At 64.8% G+C, this 15,704-nt stretch carries 14 protein-coding genes, 1 tRNA gene and 1 riboswitch; of the genes, 5 read left to right on the top strand and 10 right to left on the bottom strand.

The genetic code is table 11. The features are described 5' to 3' along the window. Window positions 1–30: 30 nt before the first annotated feature. On the bottom strand, window positions 31–897 hold the full coding sequence (locus ACHL_RS04030) for a winged helix-turn-helix domain-containing protein (protein WP_015936025.1): 867 nt from the start codon (window positions 895–897) through the stop codon (window positions 31–33). 735 nt (window positions 898–1,632) lie between these two features. On the opposite strand from ACHL_RS04030, the gene ACHL_RS04025 reads away from it, so the two are divergent. The 3 genes from ACHL_RS04025 (at window position 1,633) to ACHL_RS24555 (ending at window position 4,898) form a co-directional block, all read left to right on the top strand. Beyond that, the gene (locus ACHL_RS04025; protein ID WP_015936024.1) at window positions 1,633–2,373 is read left to right on the top strand and encodes a response regulator transcription factor; all 741 of its coding nucleotides are present in this window, start codon (window positions 1,633–1,635) and stop codon (window positions 2,371–2,373) included. Window positions 2,374–2,379: 6 nt separating this feature from the next. Then, entirely contained in the window at window positions 2,380–3,873 is a 1,494-nt protein-coding gene (locus tag ACHL_RS04020; RefSeq protein WP_015936023.1) for a sensor histidine kinase, read from the top strand. A gap of 133 nt (window positions 3,874–4,006) precedes the next feature. Beyond that, window positions 4,007–4,164, top strand: a riboswitch (cyclic di-AMP (ydaO/yuaA leader). A 2-nt stretch (window positions 4,165–4,166) separates the two neighbouring features. Beyond that, the gene (locus tag ACHL_RS24555; protein ID WP_015936022.1) at window positions 4,167–4,898 is read left to right on the top strand and encodes an aggregation-promoting factor C-terminal-like domain-containing protein; all 732 of its coding nucleotides are present in this window, start codon (window positions 4,167–4,169) and stop codon (window positions 4,896–4,898) included. 170 nt (window positions 4,899–5,068) lie between these two features. Here ACHL_RS24555 and ACHL_RS04010 read toward each other — a convergent pair whose 3' ends face one another. Genes ACHL_RS04010 through ACHL_RS04000 form a run of 3 tightly spaced genes read right to left on the bottom strand, consistent with a single transcriptional unit; the run spans window position 5,069 to window position 7,072 of the window. After that, complete coding sequence (locus tag ACHL_RS04010) at window positions 5,069–5,437, bottom strand: glyoxalase superfamily protein (protein ID WP_015936021.1); 369 nt, start codon at window positions 5,435–5,437, stop codon at window positions 5,069–5,071. 45 nt (window positions 5,438–5,482) lie between these two features. Further along, the gene (gene upp / locus ACHL_RS04005) at window positions 5,483–6,118 is read right to left on the bottom strand and encodes a uracil phosphoribosyltransferase (protein ID WP_015936020.1); all 636 of its coding nucleotides are present in this window, start codon (window positions 6,116–6,118) and stop codon (window positions 5,483–5,485) included. Between the two features lie 12 nt (window positions 6,119–6,130). Then, window positions 6,131–7,072, bottom strand: coding sequence for a phosphatase PAP2 family protein (locus tag ACHL_RS04000; RefSeq protein WP_015936019.1), 942 nt, complete (start codon window positions 7,070–7,072; stop codon window positions 6,131–6,133). A gap of 58 nt (window positions 7,073–7,130) precedes the next feature. On the opposite strand from ACHL_RS04000, the gene ACHL_RS03995 reads away from it, so the two are divergent. After that, window positions 7,131–7,637 carry a nucleoside deaminase gene (locus ACHL_RS03995; RefSeq protein WP_015936018.1) on the top strand — a complete coding sequence of 169 codons (507 nt, stop codon included), beginning with the start codon at window positions 7,131–7,133 and terminating at the stop codon, window positions 7,635–7,637. Between the two features lie 56 nt (window positions 7,638–7,693). Here ACHL_RS03995 and ACHL_RS03990 read toward each other — a convergent pair whose 3' ends face one another. From ACHL_RS03990 to ACHL_RS03975, 4 genes are all read right to left on the bottom strand, one after another. Then, entirely contained in the window at window positions 7,694–8,776 is a 1,083-nt protein-coding gene (locus ACHL_RS03990; protein WP_015936017.1) for a glycosyltransferase family 4 protein, read from the bottom strand. Window positions 8,777–8,779: 3 nt separating this feature from the next. After that, on the bottom strand, window positions 8,780–9,175 hold the full coding sequence (locus tag ACHL_RS03985; RefSeq protein ID WP_015936016.1) for a 6-pyruvoyl trahydropterin synthase family protein: 396 nt from the start codon (window positions 9,173–9,175) through the stop codon (window positions 8,780–8,782). A gap of 80 nt (window positions 9,176–9,255) precedes the next feature. Then, complete coding sequence (locus tag ACHL_RS03980; RefSeq protein WP_015936015.1) at window positions 9,256–10,278, bottom strand: zinc-dependent alcohol dehydrogenase; 1,023 nt, start codon at window positions 10,276–10,278, stop codon at window positions 9,256–9,258. 196 nt (window positions 10,279–10,474) lie between these two features. Further along, window positions 10,475–12,211 (bottom strand): HNH endonuclease signature motif containing protein, encoded by a 1,737-nt coding sequence (locus ACHL_RS03975; protein WP_139187474.1) that lies wholly within the window; start codon window positions 12,209–12,211, stop codon window positions 10,475–10,477. 131 nt (window positions 12,212–12,342) lie between these two features. Between ACHL_RS03975 and ACHL_RS03970 the strand changes: the two genes are divergently transcribed. After that, window positions 12,343–12,432, top strand: a tRNA-Ser gene (locus tag ACHL_RS03970). 583 nt (window positions 12,433–13,015) lie between these two features. On the opposite strand, the gene ACHL_RS24110 is transcribed toward ACHL_RS03970, so the two are convergent. Together ACHL_RS24110 and ACHL_RS03965 are read right to left on the bottom strand one after the other, a co-directional pair. Beyond that, window positions 13,016–13,429 (bottom strand): hypothetical protein, encoded by a 414-nt coding sequence (locus ACHL_RS24110; RefSeq protein ID WP_015936013.1) that lies wholly within the window; start codon window positions 13,427–13,429, stop codon window positions 13,016–13,018. 16 nt (window positions 13,430–13,445) lie between these two features. Further along, window positions 13,446–15,608 carry an RHS repeat-associated core domain-containing protein gene (locus ACHL_RS03965; RefSeq protein WP_139187476.1) on the bottom strand — a complete coding sequence of 721 codons (2,163 nt, stop codon included), beginning with the start codon at window positions 15,606–15,608 and terminating at the stop codon, window positions 13,446–13,448. Window positions 15,609–15,704 lie beyond the last annotated feature (96 nt).

Here is a 15,704-nt window from a genome sequence, read left to right as displayed (position 1 = left end):
CCCCAACGGGACGGGCGCTTATTCGCAAAATCAGATCGAGTATTCCGGAGCGGCCCAGACGACAACCTCGGGGTGCTCGTAAAACCGGTAGCCCTGGCCGCGGACCGTGCGGACGGTGTTGGCCAGCCGGCCGAGCTTGGAGCGCAGGCGGCGGATGTGGACATCGATGGTGCGCTCGTTGGGGACCTCTTCGGCGTTGCGCCACAGGCCTTCGAGCAGTTCGTCGCGGCCCACCGTGCGGGTGCCGTTTTCCACCAGGTAGTTCAGGAGTTCGAACTCCTTGAAGGTCAGGTTGAGGGATTCGCCGTCAAGGTGGACTTCGCGGCGGGCAAGGTCGATCAGGACGCCGGACGGGCGGGGCTCCTGCGGCTGCTGGGGCCGGGGTGCCTCGGTGCGCTGCCGGGCGTTGACGGTGGGGTCGCCGAAGGTGGAACGGACGACGTCGAGCGCGGAACCGGGGGTGCCGGCAGGGGCAACCGCGACGGCGGCGTAGCTTTCGGCGCCGGTCACCAGGGACTGGGCGTAGGCCCGGATTTCCTGGGCGAGTTTGGCGATGGAGGTGCCGGCAGCTGCGGCGGTTTCCTCATCAATGCCCATGTACAGAACGAACCCGCGGGCCACGTTCTCGTTGGGAACCGGCCGGACGGCGTTGGGCCCTGCCACCACGGGGGTGGGGGCGGTGATGGGCGCCGCGGTCTCCGTGGGCTGCACGGCGCGGAGCTGGCCGTAGGAGTTGGGGTTGTAGCCCTGCGGTGCGTAACCCTGCGCCGGGAAGCTGCTTCCGGACGTCGGAGCAAGCGAGGGGCGGGGACCGAAGCCCGGGCGGAGGCCGGACGGCTGGCCTGCCTTGGCGGCGTTACGGACGGAGATGTGGACGTATCCGGATGCAACTGACATGGAATGCTTACCTCAATGTGAATGGCCGCAATAGCGGCACTCGAATGCTGGGTTTCCCCGCACTGCGAATGGGGAGGGGCGCCCGACGCTGGGCTGGGGGCGAATGCCTAAGAACTTCGAAGGGTGGAGAAGGTCAGGCGTGCATTCGACAACAGCGCATGTCGGCAGCAGCTGATGTGCTGGGCCAATATTCTGCGGCTGCAGGTGCTGTTGAGTTCTTGTTCACATTGGAAGTGTGCAGCGTAACAATGGCAACTTGCAAGTAACAATGGACGGAATAGTCCGCATAGTGAGACGAATCGGACCATTGTGCCGCAGATCACGATTCTGACAGATCCAAAAGAATAACGCTCGTTATCCGAAAGTGGACCCTCTTTTGATGCTTCATCCGAACTTCCTTCGAGCAACAGGCCTTCTGGCGTCAAAATATTCATATTGCCCCGGAAACCCGAAATCAGCACACTGACGTTTTCCGGCTGTCCAGCAACCGGCAGAAATGGACCAGGAATTTTTCCTTCCCGGCGGTGAAAGAGCTCCCGGTAGCTGGTGTAAGAGGCGGGGAAGTCCCTCCCTCTGAGGCCCGCGGACTGCGCGCACTCCCTCCTCCGCAGCCCGAAGGACCCATACCTGCAAAGGGTTCCGGACACCGGGTTTCCAGCTGGCTAGGCTGGGATTCACAGCTGGGGCACAGGAAGCCCAAAGCCCGCCTATATCGAAGGATCGGAGAGTTGTCCCATGGCCACCTCGCACTCCATGACCAACAACCTCCCCAAGCTCTCCCACCCGGACGGCTCCCCCATCCGCGCCCTGGTGGTGGATGACGAACCCAGCCTTTCCGAGCTGATGAGCATGGGCCTGCGGATGGCGGGCTGGTCCGTGGCAGTGGCGGCGGACGGCCCCGAGGCGGTGAAGCTGGCCAAGGACTTCCGTCCCGACGTCCTGGTGCTGGACGTCATGCTTCCGGGGTTCGACGGCGTGGAGCTGCTCGGCAGGATCCGCGCTTTTGCGCCGGAGGTGCCAGCCCTCTTCCTCACCGCGAAGGACGCAGTCCAGGACCGGATCGTCGGACTGGCCGCCGGCGGCGACGATTACGTCACCAAACCGTTCAGCATGGAGGAAGTCATCCTTCGCCTGCATCGGCTGGTGCAGCGCTCAGGTGTCGCAGCCATGGACACTGCCGAACTGGTGGTGGGCGACCTGGTGCTGAACGTAGACACCCGGGAAGTCACCCGCGCCGGGGATGACGTGCAGCTGACAGCCACCCAGTTCGAACTGCTCCGCTACCTCATGGAAAACCCCAAGCGGGTCATCAGCAAGGCGCAGATCCTTGACCGGGTGTGGGACTACGACTTCGGCGGCCAGGCCAACATCGTGGAGCTCTACATCTCCTACCTGCGCAAGAAGATCGACGCCGTCCACCCGCCTATGATCCACACCGTCCGCGGGGCCGGCTACGTCATCAAGCCGGCGGACTAGCACGCCATGACCCCTTCAGAAGCTCCTTACGCCCGGAGCTGGCTTAGGCCGGCAACCTGGCACCTGCGCACCCGGCTGATCGCCCTGGCCATGGCCCTGCTCATCGCCATCTGCGGTGCCGTTGGCATAGTGAGCTACGCGTCGATGGACGCCTTCCTGACCCGGCAGCTTGATGACCAGCTCAGCCAGGCCGCCAACCTGGCCGACAACCCGGGCCGCCCGCCGTTTGGCGGTTTCAACGGACGGGACCCCTTGGACGCCCGGGGCCAAAGAATCGGCACCGTGAACGCGAGCATCCGCAACGGCCAGGTCAGTTCCGGCGGCTTCCTCGCCTCGGACACCACCCGCCAGCCCCTGTCCACGGAGGACAAGGAGACGCTCCTCGAACTCGATGCCAACTCCCGGCCTGTGGACCGCTCCATGTCCAACGGTGATTACCGGCTGATCGCTGTCCAGACAAACTCCGGTGACATCCTGGTCACGGGACTCCCCCTGGCCACCAAGGAAAGTACCCTCCGGTCCCTCGTATGGACCTTCGTATTCGTCTCCCTGGGTGGCCTGCTGCTGATCGGCCTGGTGGGGACCGTACTGATCCGCCGCACAATGAAACCCCTTGAACAGCTCTCCGAAGTTGCCACCCGGGTGTCTGAACTGCCCTTGGACGCCGGCGAGGTGGCACTGGCCGTCCGTGTGCCGCCGTCGAACTCCAACCCCGGCACCGAGGTGGGCAGCGTGGGGCACGCGCTGAACCTCATGCTGGACAACGTGGCAAGTGCCCTGGAGGCCCGGCAGAAGAGCGAAACCAAGGTGCGCCAGTTCGTGGCTGACGCCTCGCACGAGCTCCGCACCCCGCTGACCGCCATCCGCGGCTACACCGAACTGATGCGGATGACCGAGGACTTCACTCCCGACGGACAGAAATCGCTGGCCCGGGTCCAGAGCCAGTCGGAGCGGATGACGGCCCTGGTGGAGGACCTGCTGCTGCTGGCGCGGCTGGATGAGGGCCAGCCGCTGAAACTGGCCGAAGTGGACCTGACGCAGCTGGTGGTGGAAAGCGTCAGCGACGAAAAAGTCATGGCCCCCAGCCACACCTGGCGGCTGGATCTTCCTGCGGAGCCAGTGCTGGTCAACGGGGACGGCGCGCAGCTGCGGCAGGTGCTCATGAACCTGCTGTCCAACGCCCGGAAGCACACCCCCGCCGGAACCACCGTAGTGGCCGGCGTCGGAACCGCACCGGACGGCGCCGCGGTGGTGACGGTGACGGACGACGGCGGAGGCATCCCGGCGGACTTCGTGGACCACGTCTTTTCACGCTTCGCCCGCGCAGACGCGGCCCGCAAGGGCCGCGGCGACCAGGCCGGCGCTGCGGTTGCCGAGGGCACCAGCGGGCTGGGCCTGTCCATCGTCCAGTCCATCGTGGAAGCCCACGGCGGCCGGGTAACGGTCACATCACGGCCGGGGATGACGGAATTCGCGCTCCGCCTCCCTAGCGTGGCCTGAGGCTGCCAAGGCGACGCGCCGCCGTCGTGATGTCTGTTACCTAAATGTGACTTAAGCGCTGGGCTCCTGTACCGTCGATAGAGTGCGGTTCCCGTTCGGGCCGCATATCCGGATGACGCCAAGCTCTGCCACTTCCCGGATTTCGCTTGAACTGAGGCAGAGGCGGGGGACCCACGTCCCGGGCAACGCAGTACTGCCCTTGGGGTTAAGCCAGCACGTGTATTTGCCGTGCGGCCGGATGCCCTCATCCGAACCCGACAGCTAACTCCGCAGGTGTGAGAGGCGAAATAAACATGTCTAAATTCACGGTAAAACCGCGCCCAAAATCGGCCCCGGGCCACAGCGCGCAGCCTGAAACCCGCAAGAAGTCTTCCTTCGGCAAGCGCGCCGCGGTCCTCGCAGTGTCCGCAGCCATGCTGGTGGGCGTAGGCGCCGCAGGCCAGGCCACGGACGGATTTTCCCGCGTCGCAGCCACCGGGACTGAATCCCCCGCTGCCACCGATTCCCAGATGAGCATCGAGAAGAGCGAAATCCGCTCGAACCCGGCCGCGTCCGCTCCCGCCGAACTCAAGGTGCAGCCCCAGGAAGCGGCCCCTGCACCGGCGGCAGAACCGGCCCCGGCCGCAGCGCCCGCCCCGGCCCCCACACCGGAACCGGCACCTGCTCCCGCACCGGAGCCTGCCCCGGCTCCCGAGCCCGCACCCGTCGTTGCCGTCAACGATCCTGCCGGCGCCCAGGCCTACGCGTCCAGCCAGCTGGCCAGCTACGGCTGGGCCCAGGACCAGATGCAGTGCCTGGTCACTCTGTGGACCAAGGAATCGGACTGGACCACCACGGCCACCAACGCCAGCAGCGGCGCCTACGGCATCGTGCAGTCCCTGCCCGCCGAAAAAATGGCGAGCGCCGGCCCCGACTACCTGACCAACTACCGCACGCAGATCAACTGGGGCCTGAACTACATCAAGGAGCGCTACCAGTCCCCGTGTGGCGCCCTGAACTTCCACCTGGGCAACAACTGGTACTAAAACCCCGCACAGGTTGAGGCCCTTTCGACCGGCCGCTGCTGAACCTTCACCGTTCAGCGGCGGCCGTCGTCGTACCTGCAGCCTGCCAGCCAGGCAGCAGTTCGCTCGCGTTGGGTAGCACTCTCGGAATCTGCCCTACCAGCCACTGGTCGGATGGCCGGGATGTGCTGTTACCGTCCGGGGATGTACTGGACGGCCCAGCGGTTGCCGTCGGGGTCCGCGAAGTACACGAAGTGGCCCCAATCCTGGACGTCCACGTCGCTGACGTCCACACCGTTGTTCTTCAGGTGCTCGTGGGCGGCCTGGATGTCGCTGACCACCAGCTGGAGGTTTGAGCCGGTGCCGGGAGGTGCGTCCGTGAGTCCCTCACCGATGCAGATGGAACATGCCGAACCGGGCGGGGTCAGCTGAACAAAGCGGATGGACTCCGACGGGCGTGCGTCGAAGTCGGCTTTGAAACCCACCTTGTTAACGTAGAAATCCTTGGCGCGGTCCACATCGGACACGGGGACAAACACGAGTTCAAGTTTCCAGTCCATGCGCACAGGCTACGGCCGCGGGCTTCCGCGCGGAAGGCTTGAACCTCAGCCGGCGATGCCGTACAGCCGGTCTCCCGCATCCCCCAGGCCGGGAACGATGTAGGACTTTTCGTTCAGCTTCTCGTCGATCGACGCCAGGACGATGTGCACGTTTGCCTCGCCCAGCTCCTCTTCCAGCTTGGCCAGGCCTTCCGGGGCGGCCAGCAGGCAGATGCAGGTGACGTCGGAGGCGCCGCGCTTGAACAGGAACTTAATGGCCTCACGCAGCGTGCCGCCGGTGGCAAGCATAGGATCCAGCACAAAGACCTGCCGGCCGGTAAGGTCATCGGGCAGGCGCTCGGCGTAGGTGATGATATCCAGGGTTTCCTCGTCGCGGGCCATTCCCAGGAAGCCAACCTCGGCCGTGGGAACCAGCTTGGTCATACCCTCCAGCATGCCGAGGCCGGCGCGCAGGATGGGGACCACCAGCGGCGTGGGCTTGGTGAAGGCCGTGCCCACGGTGGTGCTGACCGGCGTCTGGATGGTGACGGGTTCGGTGCGGACCTCGCGTGTGGCCTCGTACGCCAGCAGCGTCACCAGTTCCTCCGTCAGCTGCCGGAAAACCGGGGAGGGAGTGTTCTTGTCCCGGAGAACGGTGAGCTTATGGGCGACCAGCGGGTGGTCCACAACGAGAGTGCGCATGGCTCAAAACTATCATCCGGCGCTGTCCCTGCCGGAGTCCGTGGTTCCCCGCTCCGGGTGCCGGCCGTGGCCTGCGTGGTGCGTCCCGCCGTCGTGATCCGCGCCGGTGTGATCTGCGCCGCGTGGGTGCGATCCGCCGTCGTGATCCGCGCCGGTGTGATCTGCGCCGCGTGGGTGCGATCCGCCGTCGTGGTGCATGGCGTCTGCCACGACGTCACGCACCACGGGATGCTCGAACGTGGGCGCCGGACCGGCGTGTTCCCGGCGCCGTATCAGGTGGAACATCCGATGGGCCAGGATGACGAACCCCACCCATGCCAGGCCCAGCGTCCAGCCGGCAATGACGTCGGTCAGCCAGTGATGGCCCAGGAAGACCCTGCTCAGGCCCATGGCAATAATGAACACCGCGCCGGCGGTGATGGCAGTGATGCGCGCGCTGAGGACCTGGAACTGCAGGCAAATGAGGTACACCAGCACGCCGATCACCACCGTGGTGTTAAGGGTGTGGCCGCTGGGGAACGACGGAGAGTCTTCGTAGGGCGGGACGGCTTCGGAGTGGTCCGGGCGGGTCCGCCCCACCAGCCGCTTGCCCAGGGTGGTGGCCGCTGTGGAGACCGCAGCCGCACCGCCGACGAGGAGAAGCGGGCGCCAGGACCTGCTGAGGAAGGTCAGCCACGCGGTCAGGATCGTGGCGAGGATGGGCATGCCGATGCCGCCGCCAATGTTGGTGAAGCCCGTGACGAACGCATCAAGTCCGGGATTGCGCAGCGATTGGGAATAGTCCAGCGCAGGGATGTCGAGGCTCGCCAGGCCTTCGTCATCCACCACGTCCGAATACACTTCGGCACCGAAGAGAGCCATGGCGACAATCAGCGTTCCGCCCACAGCCATGGTCAGCCACAACGCGGCATACGGTTTGATCCAACGGTCCACGCGGTCCCGAACGGTACTCACGGCGCCTCCCCGGCATTCAGTACGCAGGCTTACTACCCCCCGAAACTATCATTGAGCCATGGTCTCCGCATCGAACAAACACGACAGGTGGATGGGCCTCGCCCTGGCGGAGGCCCGCGCGGCACTCGCGACCGGCGATGTTCCCATTGGCGCCGTGGTGCTGGGTCCCGACGGCGAGGTGCTGGGTGCGGGACGGAACCGACGCGAAGAGCTGGGGGACCCCACCGCCCATGCTGAGGTGGTGGCGATCCGCCAGGCTGCGGAACAGTTACGGGAGCGTGCCCGGGTTGGCCGCGGCCTGGACGACGGGTGGCGCCTGTCCGACTGCACGCTGGTGGTCACGTTGGAACCATGCGCCATGTGTGCCGGTGCGATCGTCCTGGCCCGGATTCCCCGGGTGGTGTTCGGCGCCTGGGACGAGAAGGCCGGTGCGGCAGGTTCGGTGTTCGACATTCTCCGCGAGCGCCGGCTCAACCACTGGGTGGAGGTCTACCCGGGCGTCCGTGAGGAGGAAAGCGCAGTGCTGCTGCGGGATTTCTTTGCGGATCACCGGACGAGCTTGTAGCCACACTTTTCGGCTGGTGACTGGATCCTTCAACAGCCTTGCCCTGGCCGGGCTTTTTACCCGGTGCCGGTCAACGCACGCACCACGTTCCTTGCCGTCTCTTCCCAGCCGGGCAGGAGGCCCCGCGCTTCCAGGGCCCGGCTGCACCACTCCTGCTGTAAAGCGTGGTTCTCCAGCCATTGCCGAAGGGTGCGGTTGAGGACTGGTGCGTCGGCTTCGCCGCCGCGCGGCAAATCCAGCGCCGCCCCCGGGAGGCGCTTCCCGCCGTCGTCATCCTTCAACGAGGCAAGGTCCAGCGCTTCGACCGCACCGGTCCCCTGCCGGACCACCACGGGAACGCCGCGGGCCAGCGACTCCGTGACTACCATGCCAAAAGCTTCTTCGCGGGAGACAAGGAGGCTCAGGTCTGCACGGTTCCATTCCGCCTCAAGTGCATCCCCGGCCAACTCCCCCGTGAGCTTCACTCGTCCCGACAGGCCGCTGCGGGCGACGGCTTCCCCTACCTGCCGGGCGTAGGCCGGATCTGCCTGCTCCGATCCCACCAGCGAGGCCGTCCACCCCAGGTCCTGAATACCTTCCAGTGCTGCCACGGTGAGGAGCTGGTCCTTATTGGGCAGCAGCGCCGCCACGGCGAGGAGGTGCGGAGGCCGAGAGCCTGAGGCGGGTGGGGCCGGCTCGGCTCCCGGAAGGACGACCCGGGCGTTAGGAAGGCCGCGCGCCTTGAGGATGGCGGCGGCGCTGCTGCTGGTGCAGATGACACCCGACGCCGCACGCAGTGCCCTTGCTTCTTTCTGCAACGCTTCCGGCCCGGAGGTTTCCGGGACCGGCATATGCACCAGGACGAAAGTTTGCCGGCCCGCCTTGGCCGCGAATTCGAGCTCGTCCGGGGCGCCGACCGCAACGAGCCCATCCACCAGCGCCACAGCTGACTGTTGCGCCTGTCCTGGCTCCCATGCGCCTAGAACGCTGCCAAACCGGCGTCGGTCTTTCGCGGACACGTGGGGCCAGTTCCCTTCGATCGGAAGGACCTGCACCTCCCACCCCAGGTTTCCCAGGCCTTCAGCCAGGCGGGCGTTGTAGACGTTCCCGCCGGAGCTGTGGCGAATATTGGCCGGGACCAGTAGCCGCACCACGCGCATGGGTCAGGCATTGAGGTCCAGCGAGAACGTGGCCCAAGCATCCGGATTCTCGCGGAGGGTGACGTCGATCCCGTCCAGGTGGCGGCCGTCGTCGTCATTGCTGATCTTCGCCGCCACGGCCTGGGCAATGTACTGGGCGAGGGCCTCGGTGGTGCTGAGCTTGCCCTCGAAGTCGGGGTGTTCGTCCAGGTTCTTGTAGTTCAACCCGTCGAGCACTTCCTCGATGACGGTTCCGGCGGCGCCGATATCCAGGACGATCGCGTTGTCGTTCAGGGCACGACGGCGGAACGCCACCTCTGCGACGAACGTTGCGCCGTGCAGGCCCTGGGCAGGGCCGAAGGCCTCACGCGGCAAGCTGTGGGCGATCATGAAGTGGCGGCGGACGGTCAGGCTGAACATGGGTTACCTCGGGCTCTGCTTGGTGGAGTAGGTCTGGTGTGGTGAATCGGTGGGCTTGGCGTGTGCCGGCTGTTTGGTTTTCAGGCCGGTCTATCGGGCTGGTGGGCGGCGTCCTGCGGGTATTCGATGACGTGGCAGAGGGCTTCAAGGCTTCCATCGGACAGGCCCCGAACCACCTCCGGGAGGTCCTGGAAAGCTGACTGTCCGGTGAGGAATGCGTCGAAGACGGGGTCGGCGAGCAGTGAGACGGCCAGGTCGAGGCGGTCGGCGTTGGTCCGGCGGTGCCGGCGGGACCGGGCCACCATGCCCACCTGGCTTGCCCTGATCGAGAGCCTCCGGGCGTGGAAGTCCTCCCCCAGGGGCACGGTGACCTTCCGGTCCGCGTACCAGGACATTTCGATGACGTCACCGTCGTCGCCCACGAGCTGGAGGCTGCGTTCGAGGCCTTCCGGTGAAGCGGAGCAGTGGATCACGATGTCGCAGTCGTCCGCGGCGTCCTCTGGGCTCGTAAACTTGACGCCGATGGTGTCTGCAAGCTTCTTCCGTCCCGGATCCACGTCAACGAGTTGAAGGCGCTGAAGCGGGAAGGTGCGCAGCAGGGTGGCCACCATCCCGCCCACCAGGCCGGCCCCGACGACGGCGACGCGGTCCCCCAGCTTCGGTTCTGCCTCCCACAGGGCGTTGATGGCCGTTTCCACCGTTCCGGTGAGCACGGCACGCTGTGACGGGACGCCTTCCGGGATTCTTGTGAGGGCGGCCACGGGGACGACGTACCGGTCCTGGTGCGGGCTGAGGCAGAAGACACGCTGTCCCTTCCACTCGTCCGGGCCGTCCTCCACGACGCCGACCGACAGGTAGCCGAACTTCACCGGCCCCGGAAAATTGCCTTCCTGGTGCGGTGCGCGCATTTCTGCCGCGACCCGCTCCGGCACCCCGCCCCGGTGGACCACCATCTCGGTGCCCCTGCTGATGCCGGAGTACAGCGCGCGGACCACGGCTTCTTCCGGCCCCGGGGCGGGCAGGTCCTCGGACCGGAGCTCGCCCTGTTCTTTCGCGGTGGTCCAGTAGGCGGTGGCACGGTGCGGCAATTCTGAATTAGTCATCTTGCTGTCGAATCTATCGGGACGGGCGTTCGGGAGGAAGGTCCGACGGCGGGTGTCGCCGTTTCAGCACGTCCACGTCTGCCCGGGTGAAGAGCAACGTGGAGAGGTTTGGTGGGGCTATTTCAAGGTGCTGGCTTCGACGTCGGCACGGAAGAGAGGGCAGCATCAGATTTCTTACAGCCATCAGCCCTGACGGTCATGTGAGCGAGAGATCGTGTAACCAGTGTTCCTGCTGCGGATCAGAGGGCAGCTCGAAGGGAGCCGCGTAGAAGGCCTCCCAGAGGGGATCGTCCGGGGAGAGATCGTCGGGGACAATGCGGTCCTCGTAAGCGAATTCTTCGTCCAGTAATTCGTCATCCGGTGGATCGGCAAGGAGATAGTCGGGGCAGACCGCGATGCCGGCCAGGATCTGCGCCTCTAACGACCACCGCGCTTCAGCGGATCCGTGGACAGTCGGTTCTTCCGTGATGCCTCCGGTCACGGGTTGTTTCTGTTCAAGCAGCCCGGGTGGCCAGTGTGGTGGTCGTGGGTCGGGGTGTTGGCCCGGGTAGTGGCGGCCTGTGGGTGAGGTCCATCCGGGTGGTTCGGTTGGGGTGGCGGGTGTGGGGGTCCAGCCGCTGTTGTGTTTAAGCCGATGGTGTTTCGGGCAGAGTTGTGCCAGGTTGCTCACCCCGGTTGTCCCGTGGTGCTGCCAGGCGGTGAGGTGGTCCGTGTCATTGTCGGTGCTGGGGTTGGTGCAGCCGGGGAACGTGCAGTGTCCGTCGCGCATCCTGATCCAGCGTTTCATCGCCTCCGACAGCCGGTAGCTGGTCCGGCCGATCTCCAACGGTGCACCGTCACGCGGGTCAACCAAGACCCGGTAAAACGAGCTGGCCCCGTCGGCGACGAGTTTCCGGGCCATGGGTGCGGGGATGGGCCCGTACCCGTCGAGGTCGGCAGGTTCGTCGGTGGCCCCCAGCAGTGCAAATAGCGGGATGGTGACCAGGACGTCGGCTTTCGGTGCGGGGACCTTGTTGAGGTCAACGGAGTAGGGGTCGGTCCCGGTGCCAGGTTCGTGGCCATCGTCGGACCGGCCTGCGGCAGTGGCTCCGGTGTGGGCGCCGAGGAGGAGCGCGGCGGCGGTGTCGGGCCGCAGCTGGGTGAGGGTGCGGGTCTCGCCGGGGCCTTGGAGGCCGCGGGCGATCGCGGTGGTCTTGTTCCAGATGGCGCAGGCGGTGTCCCCGGGCAGGATCAGGGTTATCGATGCCATCCCGTCGGCGGCGGGGCGGTATTCCATCCGCCGGTCCGCCACACACTTCGCGTGCCGTTCCTGGACTGAGGCGGGGTAGGTGCGTTCGCGCCAGGACCTGACTTTCCGGCGGAACAGGTGCGCCACGAGGTCACCGGGCGCCGACCCCCGGGCCCGGTTCGGGGCGTGAGGGTCGAAGAAATGCGCCACCAACGCCTCGGCACTCTCGGGGGCGAGGCAGTCAGATTCGTCTGCCACGATCACCGCGTGCCGCCACGACATCGCCCCTGCGGCCAGCGCGGCCGCTACCGGTGGCATCGCGCAGACTTTCCGGGACTGGCTGATGAAGGCTGAAGCGGCGCCCAGGCTGAGGGTCAGGACGCCGGCGACCTCCGCCGTCGTGGACATCTCCACGAACGCCCGCTCCGACCCGGTGGCCTCAGGCGGTGTCATTGCCTCCTGAAACTCGGCGAAATCAGAGGCGTCGTGGGCCTTGCCCGCCGCGACCTGGGCTTCAAGACGGCTCCAGAACGCCAGTCGCTGCAGCCGAAGCTCCGACTTCCGCTCCAACACATCAACCACCACAGCCGCGCCCTCGGCGTCAGCCCGGTCCAGCCTGACCTCCTCCAGGGAAAGCGCATCGAGGCCGGCGACAGAGGCCCGAAGACCCTCCATCGAGGCTGTTCCAACGCCTGCGTTTCCCATACAGGCATCATCGCGCGAGGGTCTGACATTCAGAGTGAACCCCTTTGGACCGTCGAGTACGTCCCCCTCGAAGCATGTGCCAAGGCGTCGTTTTGGGGATGTGCGTCTTGCTCCGGTACCCTATTGAGGTTGGTGACGTGTCCGAGCGGCCGAAGGTGCAACACTCGAAATGTTGTTTGGTGTAAAAGCCAACGTGGGTTCAAATCCCACCGTCACCGCCAACGAAAACCCCCGGGAAACCGGGGGTTTTCTGCATTCCCAGACATTTCAGGGTGCATTGTGGTGCACATTTCGAAGAATCAGTCCCGCATCGAGGTGCTTTGACGTCCACCGCGAAGAGGGCCGATGGTTCCGGGCTAGCGTCCCGCGCCTCGTCCACGGCAACCCTCAGTTGCGCGGCAAGAAAATTATCGGGCGTTCGTCATAACCATCAGTGAGCTGGCTAGCTGACGGCAAGCAGGCCTAAAGAAACAAACATGGCAATTTGCATGGGCATTCCCCCGCCGCTTCGATTGAACTTGCCGTCGTATGGCATGCGGGTGTCCCATGGAACGCTTAGAAAAACACAAATTGCAATACCACCACACACGAGGAATGCAACTGCGCAAAACGCCATCATTAGCCTTAGGGCTTTTTGCCTAAAACAAGGTCCATTTGGGTGAAGTTGTCTTCTTCAGTCTCTCGATGCCCGTCAGGGCTCCCACTGTTCACAGCCATATGCTGAGTTCGGCCCGTGTCGGATCCGTAGATCCGGGCACCACCCACAAGAGCCCAAGACAACGGGAACATTGAGGCCGAGAGAGTTTACTCAACCAATTCATAGCTCTGGGCCGTAGGAATTCCGTTCTGAATACCCTTCAGCACGACGCGTGAATACCATCCTATTTCAAATTCGTACACATTTCCGGCGGTAAAAGACGCCGCAATCGCATCACGATTGTCAAATGTCACACCTTTGGACACAGAGATTCTCCCGCAATCTGCGGTGTCCACCAGTACTCCGGCAGTTGAGGCCGACCCTCGGGACCCACCTGAATTTGTGTCCGCCCTAGCTGAAATAACCTCGCAGTGAACACTCTCAATACCTACAGATTCCCAAAACGGCATAAGCATGACAAAGACGCCAAATAAGAGAACCAACCCGCCGGCCAGGCTCCAATACCACTTCAGCGTCGGTCTTCTGGCGGGCTTCCCTGAATCATCATTTACGTCAGACATGTTTACTCCTGCACTATTACCAACCACTTGCACGCCGACCGCTGGAGGGTCCGGTTGCTCCATTGGTAAACCCTTGGATCGTTCCGTTCATAATTTCACTTCCGGTTGCACCTCCGGGCTGCAAGGAGGTGTTGGCATACCCGACCACAGCCCCGCCAACCCTGTTTGTGAGGTCTTCAGTAATGACGGAACCCCAATTGTAAGGCGCCCCACTATGCCCTCCACTTGAGACAGGACCAGTCCACCCCGGCAAACGATTGGCAACGGAATTTCCGAACGATGTCCCAAGCCTGCTGAACAGGGCAGACCCACCAGCTGCAGTCACAAAACCGGGGCCCGCGGTGGAAACATATCCTCCGAGTGTTTGGTCCACGTCATCATCCAAAGCATAAGACACGATGTTGCTCCCCGAACCGCCAGTACCCGCTGCCAACGAGGACCGCACGACCGAACTACGCAGCACGTTGTTGGTTGTGGTGACTATGCGGGATGTGGAACCCGTGGAAACCGCCACACGGGCAGCGTTGGCACCCCGCGCGAGGAGACCGCCTGCAGCACCACCAACTCCGCCGCCAACAGCGCCGATGGCCGCGTCCTGCAACACCTGGTTCATGTCAACAGAACCAGATGTAGCCTTTTGGACGATGGCCGACGCACCGCCCGACGTCAGCGCTCCAGCCGCCGCACCAATCAAAGCCATGCCAACCGGACCACCAACACCGGTGAACATCAAAGCGACGCCAGCCACTACAGCAGCACCCGCAACAATGTACTCCCAGTTGTCTCCGAGCCAATTTCCGGCAGCGGCCAGCGCCCCACCAGCGGAACTGTCGTAAGCCTTCAGCTCAGCATCCGTCAACGGCCGGAGGCCCGTGGGGTCCGTCGTATTCAGGGGATTGTTGCCCGCATACGCGTACGGATTCCCATCCCACCCGGCGCCAAGGACCGGGGCCAACGGATCCGTCGAAAGGAACCCACGGCTCACCGGATCATAGGCCCGGGCGCCAAGCCACTCCAGCCCGGCAATATCAACACCGCCATTACCGGTCAGCGTCACCCCCGCAGGCAACACACCCGCAAAACCACCCGCCACACCGCCGGGCGTCGGATCCAATACCGTCGGAGCCCCGACCACAGCCCATGGATCAGCCTGATCAGTCGGCCGCGCAGCCCGCCAGCCCGGAGCAGCCCAGGCCTCCCCCATACCTGTCACACCGCCCGGCAGCGAAAGAACCTGACCGCCACCAATCCCAGCAAGCACAGGAACGGAGTTGGCCGTATCCCACCACAACTCACAACGGTCGACGGCGGCAAGCTCACCCAGCGCATCAACCCACAGAGAGTGCCGCGAGACCTCAGCCCCATCGCGGTCCCGAACCACGGAACCAGCCAGCAACCCGGTGGGGCCCCACGCATACTCAGTCCAGGAACCATCAGGACCAATCAACCGCGGCCGCCGGCCCAAACCATCATGGACAAACTCGGTCCGGGACCCGTCAGGTTCCATTACGGACAGCAACTGTCCCGCCGCGTCATACCCATAAACCCGGGACCCGCCCGGAACCGTTTCACGCGAAAGCCGCCCACCGGCGTCGTACTCCCACCCCAACACCACAGCGGGGGCCCCAGCCTCACCCACCCGGGTGGTCGCGGCGGAGACCATCTGCCCGGCGCCGTCGTACCCGTACCGGGTGACCGCTCCGGACCGGGTCAGCGCGGTGATCCTGCCATCGTCATCGCGGCCGATCATGGTCACATCAGGGGCACCACTTCCTGAACGGTCACTCCTAACATGCTCGGACAGCGCCCCGTTACGGTATGCCCACTCCTGCACCAAGTCCCCTGCCGTTGCGGAAATCATCCGGCCCGCAGCGTCGTAGCTGAAGGACGCCTCCCCCAACAACGGATTACCAACAGCCGTGATCTGCCCGGCAGCATCACGGGCGTACGTTGTGGTGGTGCCGTAGGCATCGGTGAAGCTGGTCCGGTGCCCGTCAGAGTCATATTCCCAGGACAGGCCCTGAGAACCACGGGTCCGGGAAGTCAGCCGCCCACACCGGTCAAACACAAGCTCGTGATCGACGGCGAGCCCATCCGGGCCGGTGAGCCGGGACAGCACGTCATGCGTGAAATCCCGGGCAGTGCCGTGGGGCAACCGTGTCCCGGTGAGATTCTCCAACTCGTCGAAGACCCTCTCGATGGACCGGCCCAACGGGTCGACAGAACGAAGCAGTACACCGTTGGCGTCGTACTCAAAAACCCGGCCGGGTAAACC

It is taken from the genome of Pseudarthrobacter chlorophenolicus A6 (genome assembly GCF_000022025.1).
Classification (GTDB): Bacteria; Actinomycetota; Actinomycetes; order Actinomycetales; family Micrococcaceae; genus Arthrobacter; species Arthrobacter chlorophenolicus.
The sequence above is the reverse complement of the archived record's forward strand: the minus strand, read 5'-3'. Positions and strand labels throughout refer to the sequence as shown.

Bases quoted from the DNA above. Each gene is read 5' to 3' on its own strand.
- ACHL_RS24110 (WP_015936013.1), bottom strand. From the start codon at position 13,429: ATGTCTGACGTAAATGATGATTCAGGGAAGCCCGCCAGAAGACCGACG.
- ACHL_RS04020 (WP_015936023.1), top strand. From the start codon at position 2,380: ATGACCCCTTCAGAAGCTCCTTACGCCCGGAGCTGGCTTAGGCCGGCA.
- ACHL_RS04025 (WP_015936024.1), top strand. From the start codon at position 1,633: ATGGCCACCTCGCACTCCATGACCAACAACCTCCCCAAGCTCTCCCAC.
- ACHL_RS04030 (WP_015936025.1), bottom strand. From the start codon at position 897: ATGTCAGTTGCATCCGGATACGTCCACATCTCCGTCCGTAACGCCGCC.
- ACHL_RS03990 (WP_015936017.1), bottom strand. From the start codon at position 8,776: ATGCGCGTGGTGCGGCTACTGGTCCCGGCCAATATTCGCCACAGCTCC.
- ACHL_RS03975 (WP_139187474.1), bottom strand. From the start codon at position 12,211: ATGGGAAACGCAGGCGTTGGAACAGCCTCGATGGAGGGTCTTCGGGCC.
- ACHL_RS03995 (WP_015936018.1), top strand. From the start codon at position 7,131: ATGGTCTCCGCATCGAACAAACACGACAGGTGGATGGGCCTCGCCCTG.
- upp (WP_015936020.1), bottom strand. From the start codon at position 6,118: ATGCGCACTCTCGTTGTGGACCACCCGCTGGTCGCCCATAAGCTCACC.
- ACHL_RS04010 (WP_015936021.1), bottom strand. From the start codon at position 5,437: ATGGACTGGAAACTTGAACTCGTGTTTGTCCCCGTGTCCGATGTGGAC.
- ACHL_RS03985 (WP_015936016.1), bottom strand. From the start codon at position 9,175: ATGTTCAGCCTGACCGTCCGCCGCCACTTCATGATCGCCCACAGCTTG.
- ACHL_RS03980 (WP_015936015.1), bottom strand. From the start codon at position 10,278: ATGACTAATTCAGAATTGCCGCACCGTGCCACCGCCTACTGGACCACC.
- ACHL_RS24555 (WP_015936022.1), top strand. From the start codon at position 4,167: ATGTCTAAATTCACGGTAAAACCGCGCCCAAAATCGGCCCCGGGCCAC.